Source organism: Paenibacillus sp. WC2504 (assembly GCF_052682475.1).
Window position 1 is genome coordinate 5,688,301 of the sequence record NZ_JBQZFH010000001.1, and the last position, 24,273, is coordinate 5,712,573.

Here is a 24,273-nt window from a genome sequence, read left to right on the forward strand (position 1 = left end):
TTATATTGTTTAACAAGCGGACCACAGTCCACTAACGAGCTCGAATAACTCTTATTAGAACATATCTTATCCATCTTGTACAGGTGGATCAATATTGTTAGGAAATAGAGTCCGAGGTTCGCGATTGCCAATTAGATTAGAGGAGGAACTAAAATGTCCAATCATCAACAGCAAGCCAATCATAAAAAAATCGGTGTAGGTATTATCGGAGCAAGTCCGTCCAACCCAGGGTGGGCTGTCGCAGCGCACATCCCGGCGGTTCAAGCCTTGCCTGACTTCCAACTGGTTGCGGTGAGCACGAGCAACCGCGAATCCGCGGATGCGGCTGCCGAAGCGTTCGGTGTTCCTGGATTCGATAATTACCAGGATTTGATTCAGCATCCTGAAGTAGACCTTGTCGTGATTGCTATTAATGTGCAATACCATTACGATATCGCTCGAGCTGCTATTGAAGCAGGCAAAATGGTATACAGCGAATGGCCGCTTGGCATGTCCACGGAACAGGCGCAAGACTTGGCGGACCGTGCTAAGGAGGCTGGCGTTCGGACGTTTATCGGCTTGCAGGCGCGTTACTCTCCGGCAATCCAACACGCCCGCGATTTGATCACTCAAGGCTATATCGGCAACGTACTCGCAACTACATTGTCTGGCACAGCCTTGATCTGGGAACCCGTCACGATCCAAAAATTCGCTTATACGTACGACGTGAACGCCGGCGCGACTATGTTGGCGTCCGCAGGACTTCATGCGATCGACGGGCTGAATTACGTGCTCGGCGATTACGATAACGTGTCCGCGAAGCTTGAAGTTCGTCACCCTGAAGTTCAAATCACAGATAATGGGACGACACTCAAAGTGACGGCTCCGGATCACATGGCCATTATCGGCACGCTTGAAAGTGGCGTATTGGCGACAACCTTATACCGCAGCGGAACTTCGCGGGACTTCGACTTGCGTTGGGAGATCATCGGCACGGACGGCGAGCTTGTCATCACCGCCGATTTTAACGGAAATATGCAAAATACCGAGCTGAAATTGAGGGGCGGCAAAGGCGAAGACAAAACGCTCGGCGAGATCGTCATTCCAAGCCAATACACCGAAGATAACAAATCGATTCCCGAAGGGCCGGCAAGATCAAGCAACATCGGGAAATTTTACGCGAGCTTGGCTAAAGATCTTCGCGAAGGCACGAATGAAACGCCGGACTTCGCTCATGCTCTCAAACGCCACCGGTTATATGACACGATCATGACGGCTTCCCGTACCGGAGTCGAGCAAAAAGTGAATGAAACGAACACTACATTTCATTAAAACATAACGAGTAAGATGCAACCGGAGAGGAGAGAATATTTCTCCTTTCCGGCAAACATCCAGAAAGCGGGAGAAATTCATGAAGATAGAGGTCTGGACGGATATCGTGTGTCCATATTGCTATATAGGAAAACGGAAGTTTGAAGAAGGGTTAAAGAAGTTCAAGCATCGCGATTCAGTGGAAATCGTATATCGCAGCTTTGAACTTGATCCGCACATGGCCGTTCACGTAAACGATGATATTTATGGGCTATCGGCCAAGAAATTCGGATCGACGAGAGCACATATGAAAGCTGTACATGATGATATCACAAAGCGTGCAGAACTAGACGGTTTGACGTTCAATTATGATACTGCGATACACACGAATACATTTAATGCGCACCGTCTACTTCATTATTCGGCGCAATTCGGAAAAACGAACGAATTGTTGGAACGGTTGTACAAAGCTTATTTTACCGATTCCTTGCATATCGGGGACGCCAACACACTTGTGATGATTGCCATTGAAGTCGGACTGGACGCTGCTGGGACAGCCGCGATGCTAGACAGTGAGCAATACGCCGCCGAAGTAAGAGCGGACGAGCTTAAAGCTCAGAAGTTAGGTGTTCGAGGCGTTCCTTATTTCTTAATGAATGGAAAATACACCATCTCTGGGGCGCAGTCGAAGGAAGTATTCGCCGAGGCACTAGAGAAGGCTTGGGCGGAAGAGCATCCCGTCGTTCAATTTCGTTCCGCAGCTGGAGATACGGAAGAGCTCGCCTGCTTAGACGGTTCATGCGCAGTGGAGCACCAAGAATTAAATAAACAAAAAGAGGAGAGTTAATTACGTGGGCGATCGGATTTCTAAAGCGAATATGTTGTTATTGATTTTAGTTTGTCTTGCACAATTTTTGGAAGTCATGAATTCCTCTACGGTGACCGTGGCGTTACCGGCGATCCAATCGGCGCTGCATATGAATACAAATAATTTACAGTGGATCGTCACGTCATATGTGCTCACCTTCGCTTGTTTTCTGCTTATCGGCGGACGTGCAAGCGACTTGATCGGAAGGAAACGCGTGTTAACGCTAGGTTTAGCAATTTTCGCGGCTGCTTCGCTCGCTGGCGGATTCGCGATGAATCCGGTTTGGCTCATTGCGAGCAGGGCGATTCAAGGGATCGGCGCGGCGCTGTCCATTCCCGCGGCCATGTCGTTGATTAGTACGTCGATTCCCGAAGGCGCGCAACGGAATAAAGCTTTTGCCATTTTTGGCGCGTTGGGTTCGGGCGGTTTCGCGGCGGGATCAATCGTTGGCGGGCTGCTGACGGACTCGCTCGGTTGGCGATCCTTATTTTTCTTGAACGTCCCGCTCGGGATTGCGATCATAATCGGGTTAGTGTTTGTTAAAGAACGGCCGATGGAGCAAAAGATCAAGCAATCCATTGATTTGCCCGGCGCAATTGCCGTGCTGTTAGGCATATTCATTCTCGTATACGGGTTATCCATGCCTGATGTCGATGGCAGTTGGTCGACCACGAAAATCGTAACCTTAATTGTCGGAGCGCTTATTCTGGTCGGATTCGTTTTCATCGAGAAATACGCCAAAAACCCGCTCATGCCGCTCCGGTTGTTCCGTATCGGTTCGCTAGTATCATCGAATATTATCGGATTCTTAATGTATTCCTTCATGACCGCATTTATTTATTTCTCAACTTTGTATTTCCATGCGCTTGGCTATTCTTCTTTAATAACGGGCTTGGCTTTTCTACCGCTCGGTTTATCGTCCGTTCTAGCTACGCAAATCACGCCTTACTTCATGCGTATATTCGGAGCGAAAATGTTGTTGATTGTTTCGCAGCTCGTTAATGCACTCGGCTTGTTCTGGTTAAGCACCATGTCCATGGACAGCGTCTATGCTGCATTTATTTTACCGGTCTTCATTCTATTAGGTCTCTCGACAGCAGCCGGATTTACGGCTATCATCGTTGGTTCCGTAAGGGATGTGCGACTTGAGGAGCATGGCGTGGCAGGCGGTATCGTAAATACGTTCTTACAACTAGGAGGCAGCCTCGGATTGTCTATTCTGGCTACGGTCGCGAGCTCGGTGACGGCTTCGGCAACCGATGCATCGTCCAACGAAGCGATGCTGTCGGGTTTTCAAACAGCATTAGTCGTTGGCGGCTGCTTTGCATTATTCGCTTTGCTCTTGGCCTTACTCAGCTTGAGAAAAAAAAAGGCAGCGTTGCAGCAAGCTTAAAAAATTGTTAACCACACCAAGGAGGAACCGACATGAATACGAGCGCAACAAAAAAAGAAGTGCTGGAAGCCTATCATTTTAGACACGCAACGAAAGCATTTGACCCAACCCAAAAAATATCCGAAGACGATTTCCGGTTTATCCTTGAAACAGGGAGATTATCGCCTAGCTCCAACGGTCTGGAGGCGTGGAAATTTCTAGTCGTTCAAAATCCGGAACTTAGGGAAGAGCTTCGGCCATTCGCTTACGGCGCGTACAATCAACTGCCAACCGCGAGTCACATGGTCGTTATTCTTGCTCGTAAAGGACTTATCCCGGAATCCCCTTATATTTATGAACAGCTGACAAAAGTTAAAAAATATCCCCCTGAAATGGTGCGAAACAACGTGGGAGCATGGCACGATTTCTTCGATTCGTTCCACCTCGATAATGAACAAGCGAGAACAGCTTGGGCTTCTAAGCAAACCTATATCGCACTAGGGAATATGATGACTTCCGCGGCGATGATCGGAATCGATTCTTGTCCGATCGAAGGCTTCGTTCCTGATAGAGTCAACGAAATTTTAGCAAAACGAGGATTGCTCGGAGACGACGATTATGAAGTAAGCGTTATGGTCGCTTTCGGTTATCGGGCAAAAGAACCGCGTGATAAAACAAGAAGAACGATGGAACAAGTATCCGAATGGATTCTGTAACGTCCGTAAAGCCATAACCATGAACAAACAATTAAATTAAATATATAAACGGGTATGCGGATCAAATCTTGAATCCGTGAAAAGTGGGTGCGGGTTTCCAGTGATTGCTGGTGCCCGCATTTTTTTCATGCTCTATAATAGTGACTTGAAGAAAAAAATCGACCGCGGCTTGTTAATGGATTTCATTAATCGGCGTATTAACATACGTAACCGGCTTGCTTGATGGAATAGAAGCCTAGGAAGGAGGAAAGCAAGTGGAGAACATCCGAGTAAACAAGGACATATTCACGGAACGAACGGACAAGCTCCGCGCTGCCGGAGAGATTCTGTCAAGCGAACAATTTTCCCGGATTTATGAACAGTACTTTAACCGCGTGTACAAGTATATTTGCTACCGGATTCAGAATCAGTATGAGGCGGAGGATGTTTGCAGTCAAGTATTTGAACGGGTTATTGTCAATTATGGCAGCTTCTCGGAGGAAAAAGCCGTATTCGAGGTGTGGTTGTTCGCTATAGTACGAAATGCCGTCACCGATTACTTTCGCGCCCGGAAAAAGAGATTTCATTTCTCCTTGGACTCGATTACCGAGTTAATCTGGCCGAAGCCTTCTCCTGAGGAGCTAGCCATCCAGGTTGACGACCATCAGGCGCTGTTTCAAGCGTTTGCCAAGTTACGCGACAAGGAACGCAATATCATCGCCTTGAAGTTTGCCGCCAGTCTCAAAAACTCGGAGATTGCGGGACTCATGGGAGTAAGTGAATCCCAGATTGGTGTCAATGTCTACAGGAGCTTGAAGAAGCTGCATAAAATTTTGGGGACAGGTGGGTTGATGGATGAATAACAAACAAGACCTCAAACCATTCGAGGATGTGATCGATTTGCTCGAGAATACAAAGCTTGATAATCCAATGGCGAAAGAGCGGATTCACAGGCGTCTGGTACATAAGATCGAGACGCAAACCATTTCAACGAAAAATACGATGAGGGACGGGATGACAACGATGAATAGAACATGGAAAACGGCTACTGTGGCTGTGCTTGGTGTAGTGCTGATTGGCGGAGTACTGTCTACAACCTCCTACGCCCAAGGAATAATGCAATCGATCTTGGCGAAGTTTCATGTAGGCAATATGGACATCGTTCAAGTCGATAAGGAGCTTCCGGCTCCTACCAAAAATGCCTCCGACCAGAAGCAAGGTTCCGATACTGGTAGAGTGGAACTGCCGCCGCGGCCGACGATAAACGTGGACGAAGCCCGTACCGCCGTGGGAATGAATTTCCCCGCTCCATCCTGGATGGCTGACTTCAAGTATGTCAACACCGTCATTCAAGGTAAGACGATGGTAGAGGTACAATACGCGCAAGGCGAAAAATCCGTGAATTTCTTGATTTCGCAAGGTGGCAAGAACGGAATTGAAACAACTGGCGAAGTGAAAACGGAAATGATTGATGGGACCCAGCTGTATTTTGCAAATGGAATTGTTATCTGGGAAGACAAGGGATTTACGGTGGAAATGTATGCGATGGATGATTTCGATGCGGATACGCTGAAGAAAATCGTCAAGAGCTTCGCCGTTGGCAAGCCGTTGACGCAGGAGCAAATCAATAAATCGCAGTCCAATGTAGACAACTTGATTCAAACACAGCGAGCGGCTCCGGCTCCTGCGGCTCGTCAATAAAATTGGATGTTTTGCTAATAGGAGAATTAAACAATCGGAGATATTAAAGTATTTCGCAAGAAATTGTTACAGACCTACATCGAACCTTTCTTCTCCAAGTAAATAACTCTCTCAATCGTGTGGCTAAAATATAAAAAGCCAGCAAACTCAAAGGTTTGCTGGCTTTCCTTATGCTACAACAACGATGCAATTTTAGTATCGATTTCAGAAGGCAACGCCGTTGATTCAAATCTTGCTACCACATGACCATCTCGATCAATTAAAAACTTAGAAAAATTCCATTTGATCCCGTCGCCCATATAGATGTCAGGATGTTTTTCACGTAGAAACTCGTCCATCCATTGGCCGTCCTTGGTCTGCGTATCAAACCCTTTAAACGGTGCTTGTTGTGTCAGATATTGAAATAATGGATGGGTAGATGGACCTCTTACATCGGTTTTCTCAAACAATGGGAATGTGATCCCAAAGTTATTCTCGCAAAATTCCTGTACGTCCGAATTGCTAGTTGGCTCTTTATCGTTAAATTGGTTGCATGGAAACGCAAGTATTTCAAAACCTTGTTCTTGCTGAGATTCATAAAGTCTTTGTAAATCAGCGAATTGACGCGAAAAACTACATTTACTTGCTGTGTTGACAATTAGGAGAACTTTCCCTCTGAAATCTGACAGATTGACTTGTTTTCCGTTAATCAGGTTTGCTTGAAAATGATAAATTGACATGGTTACGAACCTCCTCTTGATCTGGTAATTATTCATATACCTAATCATATTGTCAAAACATCTATTGGTCTAATATATTAAAGTGATTATCTTTATAGTTAATTTCAATAAACCTTCTTTGCTTCGTACTCAAACTAAAATAAAAAAAATCCGCAAATTCCACGGATTAGATGACGGTTACAACCATAACTGGGCAATAAGTTGCAATTTTTTAATAATCGTACGAGACAGCTTATATGAGCTATAGAAAGGTCTGTTCATAAAGCGCGTAGTCTTCCAAACGAGATAATTTTGTTCTTTCAAGAAATGCCCGTCAACCGCGATCATCCACTTGTTATCCTTCGTTTGGAGATGATCGATATGATGCATGCCATCCTTGCGCCAGCTTTGCTCTTGGCCTGACCCCGTCAGCAAACCAGGCTCAATGACCTCCTCTTCATACTCGGTCTCACTCAGCTTCGTGATTCGAGCAGCTCTAACCATCTTCCCGTACGACGGAACTCCATCTTGCGTAAACCGATACATTTCACCATCATGAGCAACAACTTTCCCCGCCGGTCGAGAGATATGTAAGTCATTTTTAATAATAGGATTACAAGGATGTTCAACCCATTCTCCGTCCATTCGGTCAGCATAGAACAAATAAAGGTTCCTTCCATCTTTGCTGCCAACGAACATCCACCACTTCTGATTATGATAGAAAAGGGTCGGGTCTACAAATGGTCCAGATAGCAGCTGTTTTTTCCTCTCCCAGTTATATGGGAATTGCATGGATTTATATAAAAATACGCCACCTGCTTCCGACGACTCCGGTAACATATAATAGTCATTCTCATATGTAAATACATTTGGATAAGATAGGTGAAAACTCTCTTTAAGGACAACTCGGTCATACTGCCACTTTTCCCCGTCTGTACTGACAGCAACCGCAATTTCACCGCGTTCGGAATGTTTATTCAACACCTCAAAAAATACATAATAGTTCGAACCATCCGAAACTACGAAAGGATCCGCTACAAACTCTGCCTCAACATCGGTGACATCCGTGCATTGAAGAGTAGGATAGGTCAAATCAAGTGCTTTAGCTCTTTTTGGAAAAATCGTATCACTTTTTATGATCTTGATCGACCATACAGCCAGCTCAATTTTTTTGTTAAGATTCAACAAAATGCCTCCTCAGAAGAACAGTTATTCTAAATTATAAAGTTCTCCTAAGAATTTTTCAACTATTGATGAATTTAATTTTATTTTTTCTTCTAAAGTTGAATTCCGTGCCACAACTGAAATAAGGAAAGTGTTTTTTCCTTATTTCCGAAAAAATGAACGAAGCCAATCAGCCAGCAAATCTCCCTTCTTATAATAGATTTCATCCTTTACTTTATTGTTGATGGCACTCCATATTTCAAGTTCAGTTTCACTTAAGTTATGAACCTCATTTTGATCATCATCAACAAATTGAGCGAAGTAGTCCAATGGAATGCCGTAGAACCTTGAAATGTTGGCCATGATTTCAAACGAGGCCGATTTTCTTTGCCCTTTTTCAAGGAGACTCATATATTGTAAAGTTATTCCTGCCGCAGAAGCTGCTTCTTCCAAGGTTAATCCTTTCTTTTTACGCAAACGTCTTAGCTCTTCACCCAGTCGCTGACTCATTTGTATCCTCCTGTCGATAGAATTCTTTTTAAATTAAATACATAGTACCAACTTATGACTGCTTCTAAAATCGTGACCCAAATTTCCTCAAGAAAGAGGGGAGATTTTTTATATTTTCTTAACTCGCAATGAATCCATTCATGCACCAGCGTATCCAGTTGCTCCGGATAATCCAGTTTATGATCAATCACAATGATACGTTTGTTAGGATAATAGACTCCCTTTATGGAGCCTAAATCCATCAATAGAACCTGCAACTGAAGCCTTGTACCAATGAGAGATATAAGCTGCCTGACATGTGATTCATTCACTTGCATCCTTCTCGAATGACAGACTTTGACAACAATTAAATACGCCAAAAAAGATGACATGACGACCGGGTAATTAAAATAATTGAATACAGCCAAATATGGAAAAATGACACCGATTTCAAACCAAGTCGGTATGAAAGTTGAAACGACTGGCGAAGTGGTCAGCTTACCGGACTCAAAAAATGAGAAAAAGTAAGCGAGCACCCAGTTTACCACAAAAAGCAGAAATAAAGTTCCAAGGCGGCTGATATAGGAGTGGGAGGTCCAATTGTAAAAAGAATTGCCCAAGACAATAGTAATCAAGCTGATGGACAGGGACGGCAGCAGATCATACCAGAAGCTAACCCTTCTTTTCAACCAAATGATCACCGCATCCGGAACAAGATAGAAGAAACTATACAAAATCGAATGTTTTGCAAAAATAATGAGGCCGATCACGATGATAAAATAAGGCAGCCAAATCTTATTGAAAAGATGCATATACATCCGTTCGATTATGGCTATTGATATGAGGGATAAGACTAGCAGCCAGTTGAATTTTGCCGGGAAGGTGATGCATTCAGAAACTATCACTAGCGCAATCGCAGGAAATATTAATAAGTATGATTTTGGCCCTAGAAATTTTGTCTTATTCATGCATACCCCTTTGTATGAGTTCTTCTCGTCATTTTAACGGAAGCGAATTGCCGCCATGGTTACAAGCCCGATCAACAGACCGACCGGTATCCAGATGGAAGCAAAGAGCGCGTGTGGTTCCAAAAGAGCGGTAATTACCGCTCCCAGGCAATAAATCGCTACCGCCCAAGTACGCAACCATGCGTCTGCAGTAAACTGATTATCTCGGCGAATATGGGCAATCGTATCCTCGATGACATTCGCCAGATTATTCGTCAAAACGGTCGTCGATATCCCAGCCACTTTCAAATGTCTGGCAACGGTCGTTTGCATGCCCATCCCCATGCTCAATACTAGAATCATTATATATAAGTTCCTGTCGCTGCTTCCTGCATAGGAAAGCAAAGCCGCTATCAAAAGGAGAAGACCTTCGATGCCTAACGCGACCGTTGCTCCTCTGGACCAAAGCTGCTCTTCCCGACCTCGCCTCACAATCACAGTTGCGAGGGCAATACCAGCAACAAAACCAAGAAAGGCAAGAATGGAACGAAGCACAGCTAGCAGCTTCGCCTGTCCGATAGCGATTCCTATTAGCACAAGATTCCCCGTCATATTAGCTGTGAAGACATGTCCCAGCCCCAAATAGCCGATCACATCAACGATGCCCGCTATCAGACAAAGCACCAGAACTGATCCGTTCAGGTATGTACGTGTTGGCAAAATACATCAATCCTCCCATCTATTAATATGGCTAGGATCAGTTAAATCATGCTTGAAGTAACGGCAGCCGAATTTCTACTAAAGTTCCTTCATTCATTTTGCTTGAATAGGTAATATCGCCTTCATGCTGTTTAATAATCTTCTTGCAAATCATTAAACCAAGACCAGTACCCTTCTCCTTTAAACTGTAAAAAGGCTCCCCTAACTTCGGCAATAGCTCTTCCGGAATCCCGCATCCGTAATCTTGGACGGCAATCACACCATGACATTCTCCGTCTTTTCGCAAACAAATTTGAATCTCTCCGCCATCAGGCATCGACTCCATGGCGTTCTTGATGATATTAAGCAGCATCTGTTTTAACTGATTCTTTTCCCCGGTGATCGGGAAGGATGTCGCTTCACAGCTCAATTGGATTTCAATATTTTTCAGAAGTGCTTCGGGGGATAAAATCTCAATCGTGTATTCCACCAGCTCACGCAGGTTTGTGACGGTAAGTTGTGACAATTGAGGTTTGGCTAATGAAAGAAACTCGCTGGTAATGGCTTCAATCCGTTCGAGTTCGGATAACAGCAAATCATTGTGTTTTCTCGAATAATTTCCTTCTTTGTATACTTGTAGGAATCCCTTTATTGTCGTCAAAGGATTTCGAATTTCATGCGCAATCCCTGCCGCGAGCTCTCCAACAATCGAAAGCTTCTCTGACTGCAATAGAATTTCTTCCGCTTTTTTGCGGTCGGAGATATCGCGGCTGATGACGATGACATAGCTACTATCTTTGACGGGCTGGCAGCGTGATTCAAATTCTTTCCAATGGCCTTCTTTATGTTTAAGGCGAACCTCCAATGAATAACCTTCCTGCCCCCCAACCATCATCGCAATCGTTTGATGAAAGATTTCCAAATCCTTCGGATGCACCAGCATGCATAATAGATTTCCTTCTAATTCATGGTATTCATACCCTAACACAAGCTCATGGGAGGGAGAAAAATAACTCACCGTATGATTTTGATCTATAACCATGATCAAGTCGGAAGTATGATTTGCGATCAGCTTGTACTTCGATTCGCTTTTTTCCAGCGTCGCTTCCATATATTTATTTTGCTTATTAATTCTTAAAAGTCGATCATTCGATTCGATCAGCAATCCGCCCAAAATGACGCCTAACATGACAAACAGGACATATTGCAGATGAAATAACGGCTCGTTCAATAAGATACGAAACGACAGGATCGTTACCAAATATCCCGCAACATAAGCCATAAAAAGTGAGCCAATCTTTCTGGATTGTGAGCTGCGAGACATGATTTTATGTACCACACACAAAATCATCATATTAATCATCCAACCCAAGATTGCCGGAGCCCAATTTCCACCGGAAACAAGTCTTGTAAGCAGCGAAAATAACCCGGTTATTACCCCTGGGATGGGCCCGAAATAAGCAAAAACAAGAATAACGGGCGCATATCTAATATCATAGGCATACCCTTGCTGCTTGATAGAAAGGATGACGAGAATGACCGAAACAACCCCGGCATAAAGGCTCGCCCACAAACTAAAATACTTAATCGGCGTTTGATGAATAAACGAGCGGATGACCAGAGGCGTACTGACAAGCATTGAAAATATAGCAATATTGACTATGAAGTCAAATAAAATCATAACACCCTCACTTGTGTTAAAATTCATAAACTTGTTTGTTTATACTTCATATATTAAACCAACTTTGGAGCTTCTACCAGTAAAATAACAAGTTATGGCAATCATGCTTTTTAGCACGAAAAAGCCCATGAGCAGTTCATGCTCATGGGCTTTAATGTTTAAAGCTTATTAATGATTAGGTGCTACATATACACTGCCATCAGACAACAGTTGTACGGTGCCGGAGGCTGATTCAATTTCACGAAGTGCCCAATGGTCCTGCGGTACATCCGGCCAACTTGAAGACTTTACGTCGGCTGTTGGCCGCTTAAACAATCGGTTCAAAATCGTCACTGCTTCCGCACGATTCAATTGTTTTTCCGGCAGGAAAGTGCCGTCGGAATAGCCTTGCAAAATACCTGCTTGCGAAGCTTTCTTAATGGCTTCGAAAGCCCAATGCTCTTGCGTATCGTTGTATCCCGGATAGGAGGTGCTACTAGCATCTCCGACAGGAAGCAGCCTTGCAGCAATGCTGGCCATCTCTCCGCGGGTAATCGCGTCATCCGGGCGGAAGCCGGTGTCATCACCAAGCATCACACCTGCGCGCTGCATATTGGCAATGGCTTCTGCCGCCCAATGTTCTTTGGCAACGTCCGGATAACCGCTAGGTTGTGCCGATGCCGAATCAGTGTTGGACTTACCAGCGCCAATACGATTCAAAATCATCGCCAATTCCGCACGCGTAATGGCTTGTGAAGGGCGGAATGTGCCGTCCGGGTAACCGGATAAATAAGGTTTCAGTGCACCCGCTCCATTTTTTTGAATAATGGTAAATGTACTGAACTTACTGATCTCAATAGCAATACCGACTGGTTTGCCTTCCGCATCATAACGAATTTCTCCGTGCGTCAGCACCTTTTCGCCATCGCTATGTTCAATGTACACAGCCAGCTCACCCAAAATTTGTTTGGCCGCTGCTGCGTTATCCGGCAGGCTGAGGTTATTCAGCGGAAATACAACTTCCGTCTTGTATCCTGAATAGTTTGTCTCAATCTTGACCGGTTGGCCGATAATGGAGACAGATCGGTCTCCTGCATCTTTGATCACAAGCTCAGCAGCTTGCACGCGTTTTGTTACTTCACCGCGCTCAGCTTCAGCACGGACAGGAACAATTCGGAAGTAAGCATCCTTACCGTCTTTGCCCATTTGCTTTAGGGACTCCGCCGATACCGTAATCTGCCCGTCAGGCAGCACTAGTTGCAGCGACATGCCGCCACCTGCAAGCAAACTAACCGTTTCTGCATTTAAGCTGACAATCCGCTCATCCGCTGGATTTTCTGGCAAGTCCGTCACATAAATGCGAGCAACTTGGTCGTTATTCTGTGCTGCTTTTTCCAAGATCCTACGTGCATCTACAGTATCCAATTTCACCGTATCTAGCACTTTGCCATCTGATGATTGGGTCCGCACGATGTTGGTTTGGAAAGTCCAACCTCCGGAACTTCCAGCAACCGTCGTTTGGCGTGTGTCAGGGCCAGAACTTGATTCCTCTATACGTTTTACGTCGATGGAATAAGTCTGTGAAGACTTAAGGTCCGCTGACTCCACATTTACGATAATGGTATTGCTGCCAATGGCTAGAGCAGGTTCAAAGGTGCCGCCGCCTTTTTGTTTTACATGCTGCACCGTTACCGTTGCCTCTGGATCATTGGTAATCGCCTTAATTGTCGCGTTGGCACTTTCGGTTGTTGAAATCGTTCCGTATTTAAGCTTGTATGGCGTAAAAGCACCTTCCAAGATCGTACCTGCCTGCAAACTCGCTAGTAATGGCGGCTGCCCAGGCACTGTCTGCTTACGCAATACAGAAACGTTATATGTGAGCGTCGTACCATCTTGAGCTTTGACCTCAACGGCATAGGTTTGTGCATCCTTCGTAAATGGAAGGGTCAAGACCGCTCCGCTCGTTACCTTTTGACCATCGATATGAATTTCTGCTTCCGACTGTTCGGGAACTGGTAGAAGCTTAAACTCGACCGCTGTGTAAGGCACTAGTACCTCATAATTTTTCACTGCTGGGTTAAAATCAGCTAACAAATCAGCTCCGTCTGTAGCAAGCCCCAAGCTTTGCAACAGCGCATTACCGCTTGGTTCCCGCCATACGGCTACTTGGTATTTGCGTGTTTCCGCACCGTCCGGAGAGGTAACCACCACAGGCACTTGATTCTCGCCAACTTCCAGCTGAATCGCTTGGGATGCTTGCCCGCTCTGCACGGATTGCCCTTTGACTTCAATGCTGGAACCTGCTTTCATAGCGCCAGGTGTCAAGGTTACCGTGTCCACGGTGTTGTCCACATAAACGGCATAGCTGTCTTCCGCCCCTGTGAAAGCTTGCGCCGGAAGCACATCGCTTTTTTGCGACGCCGTGGCATTATTAAGCTTCAATATAGCCAATAATGCTTCATTGGAACCTGTTCCATCAAGACTTAGCGTATAGAACTTGTCTCCTGCGCTATCGGAATGTACTTTGATGGATACCGATTTCCCGGTAACAGGCACCGCCACATCAACATAACCGCTCTCAGGAACTGTTTTGCCGTCAATCGTCACGACAGAAGTTGCAGCCATCGGAACTGCATAAACACGAACGTTGTCCGAATAAGCTAATGCTTGATAAGCGGTTGTACCGAATTGATACGGTGCGCGCATCTGTGCGTTGCCTGTTGTCAGAGCCGCAAGATCGCTAGGAGTTGCCGGAATCGCTTCAGTTACACCTCGAATGACTTCAAAGCCATACTCCGTTTTGTTGCCAACCCGGTCCGTAGCCGTCATCGAGAGCTGTATTCGATCCGTCGATGCTCCCCACTCCAATGGTGCGTAATAGTTGAATTTTCCTTTATCATCCAATGGAACCGTCACACCATTAACAACCAACTTTGCACCCGCGTCTGTTTGGCCGGTTATATAAACCCTGCTGGTATCTGTAACGATACCATTCAGCGAAATCGGCTTGCCCTGCGCGTCATTGCCTCCGGAAGCGATCAACATCGGTCCGGTGCGGTCAATGAAGACCTTGCGGTATGCCGTACTGCGGTCACCGCGCTCATTCACGGCTTCAACCAATACGTTATATTCCCGCTCTTTCAATACAGCAGATTGAAGCAAATCTTGCAGAACAAACGTGGAAGTTCCACCTGCTGCTACATGCTCACTGCTGCCAAGCTGCTGTCCATTCACAAACAAAGTAATCGCTGCGGCTTGATTGGCCGTTACTTTCAAAGAGGCTTGTTCGGCTGTTGTAAGCAACAACGTCTCTTCATTTCCGTCATATGACGTATACGATTGTTCAATGACGGGTTGTGCGTCAGCGTCAAGCGCCACGGCTAACGTTGGCGGTTGCGGAACTGGCAGATCCGTCGACACGCTCGCAGACGTTGGGCTTAGCACAACACGTCCTTGCTCATTGCCAATAGCCGAGACGGAAATCTGGTACGTTGCTCCAGCCGTTAATCCGGTAATTACGGCGTTCTGCTCACTTCCCGCTTGAGGCGTTATATCCATCACCGGAACTGCCGCTTTGCCGCTCGTACTGTCACTAACCCAGATTCGATAAGCAGTCACGTTACCTGCAATAGAAGCAAATTGCAAAGATATTTCTCCATTTCCTGTAGAAAGCACCTTAGGTTGCTCAGGTGTGCTCAGTGAAATAGGCGCAGTCACCTCAACAGTTGCATCCGCAATAACATGGATCGGTGCTGTATCTGCACTTTCCCCTACTACAGAAAGATAATAAGTTCCAGGCAGCATGGAAGTCGGAAGATCAATAACTTTACTGCCGGAAGATGGCAGACCGCTTTGAATAACTTCTCCAACCCATTGATCGGCGCTGTCCGTTAACATCATGGTTACTTGCGCATCAGATGATGTATTCTCCATGGACCACGCAACTTGAACGCGATTTTCCACACCAGCTGCAGCCTTAACGGAAGCCTTAATCTCTGGCTGAGGAATTAATTTCTGAATTTGCAGATCAACTTTTTTCGCGTTTTGAATCATCCATTTGCCAGCTGGCGCATTAAGGAGTGACACGTAAAGTGTATCCCTGCCGTCGTTCACTGGATTTGGTGTTGAGACTTTCGTTTGTTCAAGCGGATCTCCGCTTGGGCTTGCACTTAATACTCGGTCTGACGCCGGCTGTAAATAGGCGTTGCCCGCAGGAGCATCAAAATTCAGCGTGTACGGCGAACCGTCAGGTGCTGTAATCACGGTGTTGGCATTCCCGCCGCTGACCGTTAACATATAATCGCCCTTCTCGGCGATATCAAAGTATTTGCTGAATCGGCCTTCCATCGTCAGTGGTTTAATCGACTTAAACTTCCTAGTCGACTTGTAGGCAACAACACTTGTAAAACTGCTGCTTACAACTTTCCACTGTCCACTCAAATCATTACCATCCAGCAAATACGTTTTCTTCTGCTGTGATTCATCATACAGCACATTCAAACCTGGCAAACTCGGGTCAGATTGAAGCTTGTACAAATCACCATTTGGCGCATACAGCTTTGTCTGCTCATTGGCCCCGTAAATCTCTACAATCGCTTGACCATTATCTGTCTTGGTCATATCAAACACGGTTGGATAAGCTTGATCCTGCACCCACTGCGCAACATCCTCGATTTTCACCTTAGATGGTACTGTGCTTAATACGGCGCTTGGACTTGTGCCTGCGCTGATCATCCATGTTCCTGCCTCAACCGCATCCACCAACGTGTACACATGACCATTGGCGTCGCGCAAAGCATTCCAATTGGGTTCGTTCTGTGCCGTGTTCAAACTGTATGGCCGTCCATCTGGTTTGTAAACAATAACATCGCCTTGAGCCTCACCAACGTTAAGTACGTAACTTCCACGCTCTTTCACTGTAAATGAAGTAACCGAGCGATCCGGTGTTTGCGACCACAGCTCCGCCAACTGATTCAAGTTCAGTGATTGGTTGGCAAATAGCAATTCATTCATTTGAATGTGACTGTTCGTATTTGTTGTTAGACTCCATTTGCCTGCAATCAACGATAAGCGCATATAGGTCATTTGGCTGACGGCATCATAGCTGATTTCTGGAGACAAGGTCTGTTCAAAACCTTGACCAGATGCCGTGCCTTTCAGAACAGCAGCTCGTTGATCTCCTGTCAAGGCAATAAGTGCCGTGAAGGAACGCTCCACCGCAAAAGAAGCCGTCGACTTCCCATTTGTAGCATTGGTTGCCGTTGTGATTAGAGGCGTTTGATCCAGCGATGTAAGCTGTCCATTCACAATGCGCGCTTTCGCATCGGTATGCACCGGCTCCTCTGGTTGAAAAGACAGGCTAACCGGTCTTAGATCAAAGACACGCTTAAGTGGATTCGCAGCAGCGATCCTTACCTCATTGCCGTCTTTGCCCTGATTGCCCGAATCTGTATTTCTTAAGAACAATTCTTCCGCAATGTCCAACCATGGTTCAGCTGCGTCCATAAAATCGGAAACATTGTTCACGAAATCCAAACCTTTTTCCCACCAAGATTTCTTAGGCGGCTCTGCTTCCACTTCAAACAGGATCGTATTGTTATTGAACGTATACTTCAGATTAGCGCCTACGCCGTTATGTTTGAAAGTACCGTAGATACCTGTTTCATTTACACTGAGTGCAACGTTACTTACGGTCGCTCCGCCAATACGCGGAATCCCTTTTGGAACATAAACCGTTCCTTTAATCGCGCCGTTGAATCCTTTTTGGTTAAAAGAGTACGTGCCAATTGCTCCTTTGACGACTTCAAAAAGATTGATGTCGCCTTTCGTTGCAAAGCCCGGTGAAGAAAATCCTTTGATTCCAGCCGTTGCCGGATTCACTACCGTTTGCATGTTCATGTTCTTCACTGGCAGCCAATAGTAATATTCCGTTCCGCTGCCGTTAAAACCGTAGGTCGTTAGATCCGTATCAATGGAATCGGTACCGATCAGATTGAACTTGTAATTCGCCTGAGGATGCTTCATTTCAGGGACAATGACATCGTTCACAGATCCGGTAACAGCGAACTTTTGAGGAATCTGAGACATCTCTGCAAGTTTGTCCACGCTGCCGAATAAATAATTGACTTGAAGACCTGTCGACGCCAGCTTCACTTTCTGATACATGCCGAAGCTTACGCTATCCAAACGTCCTTGTTTGGTTCTCATATTCATATCGAAGCTTAACTTCGTATCCGGTATGCTGCCTGTTCCCTGAACACCGACGTATGGAATGCGGCTTTCCACGACGAATTTGGTATCACTTGCTTTGATTGGGCCAACCTGAAAGCTATTTTTCATCATAAAGGTTCCCGACAAATCAAAGCGATTATTGCGGTATTTCAGGCCGTCAAACGGCACCGTTTCCTTAACCTTTTGACTGCCTACCTGCAAGCCGATTTCCAGATCACCGGTTAGACGCAGGCCGTCTTTTGTGAAAATAAGCGAGCTTGCTTTGACGGGCATGTCCATATTCAAGTAATCTGTCGCTTCCGAACCGCTCAAGTCGAAAGAGAACTTGTCTGATGTGATGGTGAACGGCCCCTCATGAATCGTGTAAGACAGATTCGACCCGAGTGCTCCACCGCCATTGACATATAAGCGGCCGTTGCCGGTTATTGTTGCTGGGGTCTGCGTTTTATCCACGGTAAGACTGGTTCCTTTGAACATGACCGAGTCGTTGATGACTACCGGTTCGGATGGATCATTAAGGACATAGACATTAGGTGCTGACGGATCTTCCGTGAACGGTCCTTGCAGACCAAGACTGTTTACTTCGTTGCTGGTGGACGTGCTAGGCACATCTACTCTGGCGAAGTTTCTTGGTTTGTAGAAGTCTAGTGCTGTTATTAGAAGACCATCTGGAAATACGTAATCTTCATAGAAATCATGCTCCAGGTGTATATCATATTTGCCTGGCGGCAATTCATCCTTCCAGGTCAATTCCAACTGACGTTCATTAATAACATTGTAATTAAGGTTATATTTGGTCCCGTCCTTACTTTGTAAATAGTAATGAATATCTGCTAAAGGCTTGCGAAGCAAATTAGGAATGCCTACACCGACTGCAACCAATCGCTTCTTGTCTTTCACGTGCAGAACCGAAGCGCCTACACGGTCATAATCGACATCAGGAGGCTTCATATTCGGATCATCTTTCATAATAAATCGTTTTATTTCCGTATAGCTTTTACCAATTGCATTCGTAGCATAGCCACGGGTTTCATATTCTTGATGCCACGTTAAACCTTTTAAAATAACAGTAAAAGAGCTTGTTCCTTCTTCCGTAGCTGTGTAAGGTACTTGAACCCAATCGCCAACTCCTGTATCTGAGTAAGTGCGGTACTCTACCCCTCGTGCTGTTATGTCTCTAGTTCCATCATCATAGACATTGGTTATTACACTCACAGTATCATCCGTATGTTTTGGATCAAATTGAAGAATTGGATCCACCGTAAGCTTAACACCAGGCGCTGTCGGCGGTGTATAGCCATACAGCCAGGTTTCGTTCATATTGCCTGCAGGTACAGAATCAACTACTGAGCCGAAAACTTTATCCATGATACTAATTTGATCACGACTTCCGCCAAACATGACGAAGTTTTTGCCGTCAAACGCCATGTTGGCATAGCTTAGCGGGAAAGGCACCTGATTGGGAAGCCCTTGGACCTCGTAAACCTTTCCGTCCTTATCCATATTACTTTTATACATAACCCCGGTGGAGAATTTTAAAGGAGCTTTTTCCCAACCACTTTTATACCAGCTATAGGCCATGCTCCCAAACGTCGGAGGATACGTGCTCGTTGGCAGCTTTAATTTTTTAACCAATTCGTTATCATAAGTATGGACATAGTCGCGTTCTCCGCCAAAAAAGACAACGCGGCGCCCATCATAGGCCATCGCCTGCCCCCAACGCCCGTAAGCCTCAGGACCATTCGTCGAACTCCAGGACTTTGCCTCACCGTCCCACTTCCACAATAATGGAGAGCTGTCATCGTGCGTGACCGTTTTCGTTACTTTCGTACCAACACTCGTATACTCTTTCGTAATAGAACCTGCATTTCCACCGTAAAGCACAGCCGTTTGGCCGTCAAAAGCCATCTGCCCGCCATAGGCCGCAGGCGGCTTCTCAGTAGGATTGATCTTCGCCCAGCCTGTTCCATCCCACAGCCAAGTATCGTCTTGAAGAGTCTTTGAACTTCCGCTGCCTGAATATCCGCCGAACAGAACCAGCTGTTTGCCGTCGAAGGCAATCTGAGCACCTCCGCGAGCTGTCGGAGAGCTAGGAAGTCCTGTAACTTGCTCCCACTTGGCATTCATACCATCCCAAAGCCAAGTGTCACCAAGCAGCACACCGGACTGACCCTCGCCGCCGAATAACAGAACTTTCCCAGTGGCTGGATCATAAGCCATGGCTGCGCCTCTGCGTTCTGGTGGAGAACTCGTTAGATTACGCATTTCCTGCCAAGTTTGTTCCTGACCATCCCATATCCATGTCTCATCGAAGAACTTGTTGTTATCCTGGCCTCCGAACATGACCACATTCTCAGCCATTTCGTCAAAGACCATGGATGCACCTTGTCTAGCATTAGGTGTAAGATTGGTTGTTACTCTACTCCATGTATAATCCGTAATTTTTGTTGCTGGACCGTATGTATTCTGCAGCACTGTGTTGGTTCCGTTAGCCACTCCTGCAGCTTGAGCTACACTCAACCCGCCGTGTAATAGCGGTATGTACTGTAGTAGCAATGCAGCAATTAATAGTTTGGCCCATCCGGCTTTCCGACGTCTATTCAACGTTTATTCCCCTTTTCTTAGTTTTCATCAACATCCTACATATTGTAGTTCTCAATTCCCCCTACTTGATACCTACTAAATGTAGAAATTTGTCGATGTGTATAAAGTGTATATCGGTATTTTCTCATAAAATGTTTAGAAAAGTATTAAAATCATAATAGTTTTTGTCGAATAAACGAAAAATGGTCTATTAGGACATTAGATAAATCATCCTATTTATACACTACTAAAGTCATAGGTCCAATAATGAAATTGCATCACTTTAACGTGTTTTAGAATGATCTGCAAAGCTTCTTCATATAATGTTCTCCTAACGAACATCGCCAAAATAAAAAGTATCTCAGATTGCCAATTAATTTTCTCTAAAAAAATAAAAAAAGCCCCAAACCAGCTCAATACGAGCGGTTTGAGGACTTTTTTTCACGGACTTCTCACATTAGTTAGCTGGTGCCGTAGTTGCCTGTAAGGCCGTTTCACTTCCTTTCTCTGTCGCAGGTTGGTTACCGCCATCCATCCCGTTCGGAAATCGGACTTGCCCTCCTCCGAAGCCGTCTTTGACGCTGGGACCTCCTTTGCCCATCTTGGACAGATCTACCGTAGAGGCATCGATCAGTGCGCTGGCGTCAGCTTTTTGTCCCTCGGTCGTTGAAGGAATCTCTCCGTAAAGCTGCCCTTGAATGCTTTCCGTGCTAAGCGTTCCCAGCTTCGTTAACTTAGTAACAGCAGCTTTGTACTCGTCAAAGGTGTTGAAAGCAATTGGATCATTTTGCACATGGCTTGAAATCAATTGATCAAAATTCGCAACCGTTTGTTCAAATTTGCCGTCAGCAAAGTAACCATCTACGATTTCTTGCAAGTAAGCATGATACTTCTCCTTGTACTCAGGTACTTCGAGCAGCTTACCAAGGATCGGACGCTCCTCCATATCACATAGCTGGCTTGTTTCAGTGAAACTTAAATGGAGAGAGAACCTGTCCGTAAGCTTGTTCAATATGTTTTATTAACTTTATACACTTTTGTATATAAGGTATCTTTACAATCAGAAAACGCCGCTTCCGTAAGCGTATGAGGGTAACTCATCATCTTGAGCGGTAAATCAGGCTGCCCAATCTGGAGAGGTGGCTGTATGTAGTCGAAATCAATAAGATGAAAACCGAGCCGCGTATAAAAGTTTACTCTCCGCTCCGCTATATCCGTGGTTGGGGGCTCCACTTCCAATAAAATGGGCTTTGACGATTCTCCCATATATGCCGTCATTAATTTTCCGCCCAATCCGCTTCCCCGTACGTCAGGATCAACAGCAATGTGCTCCACAAACCGAAACATAGGAAATTCCCATACGGCTAAAAAAGCAACGATCTTGTTGCCCTCGACTTCAGTAATAAGACGATAATTAGGATCAGATAGCAGTTCCTTGGCTCCTTCATAAGTTCTGCGTTCAATTATAGGAAATGAAGCTTTCATAATCGCGTAGATTTGGTCAAATTGGCTGTCTTGCATCATCAGATTCTCCCTTATATAGACTGCATTTCACACTTGCTATGATAACATTCACATGTTGAAAATAAAAAATGCCCGTTCATTACAAAAAAAGAGCCCGCAAACGCGCGTGGCCCCACTTTTGTTATTCCAATTTTACAATGATTCCGTACTGAGCGTAAAACCTTCAATAATGACGTCTTCGTCAACTTCGATCAAGATACATCGTTTTCCTTGATAATTCACCTGTCTCACATACTTTAAATCTTGCGGACTGACCGAAATCGTGGCTACTTTTGTATCAATCTTAATGGATTTCGACGTGAACTTCGGAAGGACGCTGCTTGCTTTAATTTCATAGTTTTTGTCGTCAACGACATTTTGAAACGCCCGTTCCACCTTTTCCTTCGTCACGTCCTCCACGCCGCTTACCATCAGCATACGTTCCACATCTTGATAATCCAGCTTCGGAGGCTCCTCTTCCTCGTTGGACTCGATGACCCGATGAATTTCCTCGTACACCTGGGCAATCGTAGCGGCATCCATTTGTTCGCCTGCCACTTCCTTCACGATATCTTCGAAAATAGCTCTCTCTTCCATCGCCGTCACGGTCTTCTCGGCATTCAGGACTTGCTCGATGAAGGGTACATTCGGTTCATGTGCTCTCCCCGAGCAATACAGAATGCGATTTACATCGGAATAGTTGTCCGTCACGCTAGGGTAGAAAAACCCTTGCTCCGGCGTGTTCAATTTAATAATCGGATCCACGAAGACATTATACTTGAATTCCCTCTCGACATAATCAAACATGAGCGTTTTCCGCTGCTGCTCCGTGGAATTTATGCTGCACAGAATGAACAAATTCGCGAACATTTCGTCCTTTTCGCTCTGCTCGGCTTCATCGTTCCTCGCCTTGGTCGGACGGGAATATTGTCCGCGGACAAAAGTAATCACCGTATCCTGTTCGTATACAGTATCCACCAACATTTTATCCACCAGCAAAAGCATTAGATCCTGCCATTCTTGCGGATCACCGGTCACCAAACCTTGATGAAGAAGCACCTTTGTAGGCTGTTCCGCTTCTTCCTGAAATTTCAATTCGAACATCTTCTGATCTAATTCGCCGGTCAGCAGTTTTTTGAAATTGGCCATATAGAGCTCCTGCTTCTCTCTGTCCAATAAGGCGAACGGCTGGCGCTCGTAGTGGTAGATCTCGTTGGTTTCCTTCATAATATACACGTTAAAAATGTCGTAAATATTTAGCATCTCGTGATCCAATTTAAATAACTTGCGAATATGCGCGATTTCTTTTTTCATCATGATCCGTCAGTCAACTCCGCTTCCACCATTACTTCCCTAGACAACTCCGCTCCATATAAAGCGAACTTGTGTTTCCCTATCACTTAGATGAACACTTCCTGTATGTTAATTCATAATGATAATTTTCTCAACCATTTTAAAAATTTACCTCAAAAAGGTTTTGGAGACTATATCAATTAGAGACACAAAATATCTAAATCATGTGCATTTTATTCCCCCTTTAAATCATCTACTATTATAAATATAAAGGAATTGCACATCAGTCTTATACAAACAAAGGAGGCTTTTTTATGACTATTCAAATTCAATCCGAGAGAGTAAATCCACTAACACCGGAACAAATCAAGCAGTATCATGAAGACGGATTTATTATTATTAAAAATGGCTGCAGCGACGATCTAATCGATGCTTTTAATTCGCATATTCATGCTATCCGTTCTTCCGAAGCTATGCCTGAATGGGCAAAACCAAGAAAAGGCGGAGCCGTCGTGGATGACAAGGACCGCTTTTCCCTCCGGCTGTTCAATCCTCACCTGCATGATGGCTTTTCGTTGCAGATGATGAAATTGCCGGTTGTACGCGGCGCATTGGCCCAAGTTCTGGGGGATGAAGCTACTGGCGTCCAAAGCATGTACTTTTACAAAGAACCCGGCTCTCCAGGGCAAGCTGCGCATCAAGACTATTACTACATTAAGAATGATCCGAATACGTTGACCGCCGCATGGGTTGCCATGGAATATACCAATGAAGAAAACGGCTGCCTGTACGTCATCCCCGGCTCTCAGAAACTCGGAGTTCTGCCCCACGGCGATGTGAAAAATTTACAGGAACACGAAGCCTGGACCCATGAGGTGGAAGGCATCGATTTAAGCAAGGAGATTCCCGTTATTTTGGATAAAGGGGATATCTTGATTTTTGACAGCAACCTTATACACTCTTCTACTCGAAACCGTTCCAACCGCTGGCGCCGCTCCTATGTATGCCACTACATCCGCCATGACTCAACGATTGAGAGAGAAGATTTAAAAAAGAAAATCTCTCTTGTATAATGAAAGA

General features: G+C 45.3%; 17 protein-coding genes. 7 read left to right on the forward strand and 10 right to left on the reverse strand.

The annotated features are described in order from the left end of the window. The first annotated feature begins 153 nt into the window (after positions 1-153). The 6 genes from ACUN27_RS25520 (at position 154) to ACUN27_RS25545 (ending at position 5,926) form a co-directional block, all read left to right on the forward strand. The gene (locus tag ACUN27_RS25520; RefSeq protein ID WP_445559751.1) at positions 154-1,311 is read left to right on the forward strand and encodes a Gfo/Idh/MocA family protein; all 1,158 of its coding nucleotides are present in this window, start codon (positions 154-156) and stop codon (positions 1,309-1,311) included. 79 nt (positions 1,312-1,390) lie between these two features. Then, positions 1,391-2,137, forward strand: a complete 747-nt coding sequence (locus ACUN27_RS25525) for a DsbA family oxidoreductase (RefSeq protein ID WP_326063803.1) — start codon at positions 1,391-1,393, stop codon at positions 2,135-2,137. A gap of 4 nt (positions 2,138-2,141) precedes the next feature. Next, entirely contained in the window at positions 2,142-3,551 is a 1,410-nt protein-coding gene (locus tag ACUN27_RS25530) for an MFS transporter (protein ID WP_326063804.1), read from the forward strand. 32 nt (positions 3,552-3,583) lie between these two features. Next, the gene (locus tag ACUN27_RS25535) at positions 3,584-4,246 is read left to right on the forward strand and encodes an NAD(P)H-dependent oxidoreductase (protein ID WP_445559336.1); all 663 of its coding nucleotides are present in this window, start codon (positions 3,584-3,586) and stop codon (positions 4,244-4,246) included. A gap of 254 nt (positions 4,247-4,500) precedes the next feature. After that, positions 4,501-5,088 (forward strand): sigma-70 family RNA polymerase sigma factor, encoded by a 588-nt coding sequence (locus ACUN27_RS25540; protein ID WP_445559752.1) that lies wholly within the window; start codon positions 4,501-4,503, stop codon positions 5,086-5,088. Then, positions 5,081-5,926, forward strand: a complete 846-nt coding sequence (locus ACUN27_RS25545) for a hypothetical protein (protein WP_315954593.1) — start codon at positions 5,081-5,083, stop codon at positions 5,924-5,926. Before ACUN27_RS25540 ends, ACUN27_RS25545 begins: the two co-directional genes overlap by 8 nt. A gap of 173 nt (positions 5,927-6,099) precedes the next feature. Here the strand turns inward: ACUN27_RS25545 and ACUN27_RS25550 are convergent, their stop codons facing one another. From ACUN27_RS25550 to ACUN27_RS25595, 10 genes are all read right to left on the reverse strand, one after another. Then, positions 6,100-6,645: a glutathione peroxidase gene (locus tag ACUN27_RS25550; protein WP_315954594.1), complete on the reverse strand. Its 546-nt coding sequence runs from the start codon at positions 6,643-6,645 to the stop codon at positions 6,100-6,102. Positions 6,646-6,822: 177 nt separating this feature from the next. After that, complete coding sequence (locus ACUN27_RS25555) at positions 6,823-7,809, reverse strand: glucosamine inositolphosphorylceramide transferase family protein (RefSeq protein ID WP_326060981.1); 987 nt, start codon at positions 7,807-7,809, stop codon at positions 6,823-6,825. Positions 7,810-7,950: 141 nt separating this feature from the next. Beyond that, positions 7,951-8,298, reverse strand: coding sequence for a helix-turn-helix domain-containing protein (locus ACUN27_RS25560; RefSeq protein ID WP_315954596.1), 348 nt, complete (start codon positions 8,296-8,298; stop codon positions 7,951-7,953). Then, positions 8,295-9,245 (reverse strand): hypothetical protein, encoded by a 951-nt coding sequence (locus ACUN27_RS25565; protein ID WP_445559753.1) that lies wholly within the window; start codon positions 9,243-9,245, stop codon positions 8,295-8,297. The genes ACUN27_RS25560 and ACUN27_RS25565 overlap by 4 nt, the downstream gene beginning before the upstream one ends. Positions 9,246-9,278: 33 nt before the next feature. Continuing rightward, positions 9,279-9,944, reverse strand: a complete 666-nt coding sequence (locus ACUN27_RS25570) for a YoaK family protein (RefSeq protein WP_315954598.1) — start codon at positions 9,942-9,944, stop codon at positions 9,279-9,281. A gap of 46 nt (positions 9,945-9,990) precedes the next feature. Next, on the reverse strand, positions 9,991-11,631 hold the full coding sequence (locus ACUN27_RS25575; RefSeq protein ID WP_445559754.1) for an ATP-binding protein: 1,641 nt from the start codon (positions 11,629-11,631) through the stop codon (positions 9,991-9,993). A 141-nt stretch (positions 11,632-11,772) separates the two neighbouring features. Then, complete coding sequence (locus ACUN27_RS25580; RefSeq protein ID WP_326060980.1) at positions 11,773-20,418, reverse strand: cadherin-like beta sandwich domain-containing protein; 8,646 nt, start codon at positions 20,416-20,418, stop codon at positions 11,773-11,775. Between the two features lie 436 nt (positions 20,419-20,854). After that, entirely contained in the window at positions 20,855-21,343 is a 489-nt protein-coding gene (locus tag ACUN27_RS25585) for a CotH kinase family protein (RefSeq protein ID WP_315954601.1), read from the reverse strand. A 62-nt stretch (positions 21,344-21,405) separates the two neighbouring features. Next, positions 21,406-21,918, reverse strand: a complete 513-nt coding sequence (locus ACUN27_RS25590; RefSeq protein WP_418936902.1) for a GNAT family N-acetyltransferase — start codon at positions 21,916-21,918, stop codon at positions 21,406-21,408. Between the two features lie 135 nt (positions 21,919-22,053). Then, positions 22,054-23,217: a DUF4317 domain-containing protein gene (locus ACUN27_RS25595; protein ID WP_315954603.1), complete on the reverse strand. Its 1,164-nt coding sequence runs from the start codon at positions 23,215-23,217 to the stop codon at positions 22,054-22,056. Between the two features lie 290 nt (positions 23,218-23,507). On the opposite strand from ACUN27_RS25595, the gene ACUN27_RS25600 reads away from it, so the two are divergent. Then, the gene (locus tag ACUN27_RS25600) at positions 23,508-24,266 is read left to right on the forward strand and encodes a phytanoyl-CoA dioxygenase family protein (protein ID WP_326060978.1); all 759 of its coding nucleotides are present in this window, start codon (positions 23,508-23,510) and stop codon (positions 24,264-24,266) included. Positions 24,267-24,273: the final 7 nt, after the last annotated feature.

Excerpts from the sequence above, each read along its gene's own strand:
- ACUN27_RS25535 (WP_445559336.1), top strand. The coding sequence starts at position 3,584 with ATGAATACGAGCGCAACAAAAAAAGAAGTGCTGGAAGCCTATCATTTT.
- ACUN27_RS25550 (WP_315954594.1), bottom strand. The coding sequence starts at position 6,645 with ATGTCAATTTATCATTTTCAAGCAAACCTGATTAACGGAAAACAAGTC.
- ACUN27_RS25525 (WP_326063803.1), top strand. The coding sequence starts at position 1,391 with ATGAAGATAGAGGTCTGGACGGATATCGTGTGTCCATATTGCTATATA.
- ACUN27_RS25585 (WP_315954601.1), bottom strand. The coding sequence starts at position 21,343 with ATGGAGGAGCGTCCGATCCTTGGTAAGCTGCTCGAAGTACCTGAGTAC.
- ACUN27_RS25545 (WP_315954593.1), top strand. The coding sequence starts at position 5,081 with ATGAATAACAAACAAGACCTCAAACCATTCGAGGATGTGATCGATTTG.
- ACUN27_RS25560 (WP_315954596.1), bottom strand. The coding sequence starts at position 8,298 with ATGAGTCAGCGACTGGGTGAAGAGCTAAGACGTTTGCGTAAAAAGAAA.
- ACUN27_RS25565 (WP_445559753.1), bottom strand. The coding sequence starts at position 9,245 with ATGAATAAGACAAAATTTCTAGGGCCAAAATCATACTTATTAATATTT.
- ACUN27_RS25600 (WP_326060978.1), top strand. The coding sequence starts at position 23,508 with ATGACTATTCAAATTCAATCCGAGAGAGTAAATCCACTAACACCGGAA.
- ACUN27_RS25520 (WP_445559751.1), top strand. The coding sequence starts at position 154 with ATGTCCAATCATCAACAGCAAGCCAATCATAAAAAAATCGGTGTAGGT.
- ACUN27_RS25575 (WP_445559754.1), bottom strand. The coding sequence starts at position 11,631 with ATGAATTTTAACACAAGTGAGGGTGTTATGATTTTATTTGACTTCATA.
- ACUN27_RS25595 (WP_315954603.1), bottom strand. The coding sequence starts at position 23,217 with ATGATGAAAAAAGAAATCGCGCATATTCGCAAGTTATTTAAATTGGAT.
- ACUN27_RS25590 (WP_418936902.1), bottom strand. The coding sequence starts at position 21,918 with ATGCAAGACAGCCAATTTGACCAAATCTACGCGATTATGAAAGCTTCA.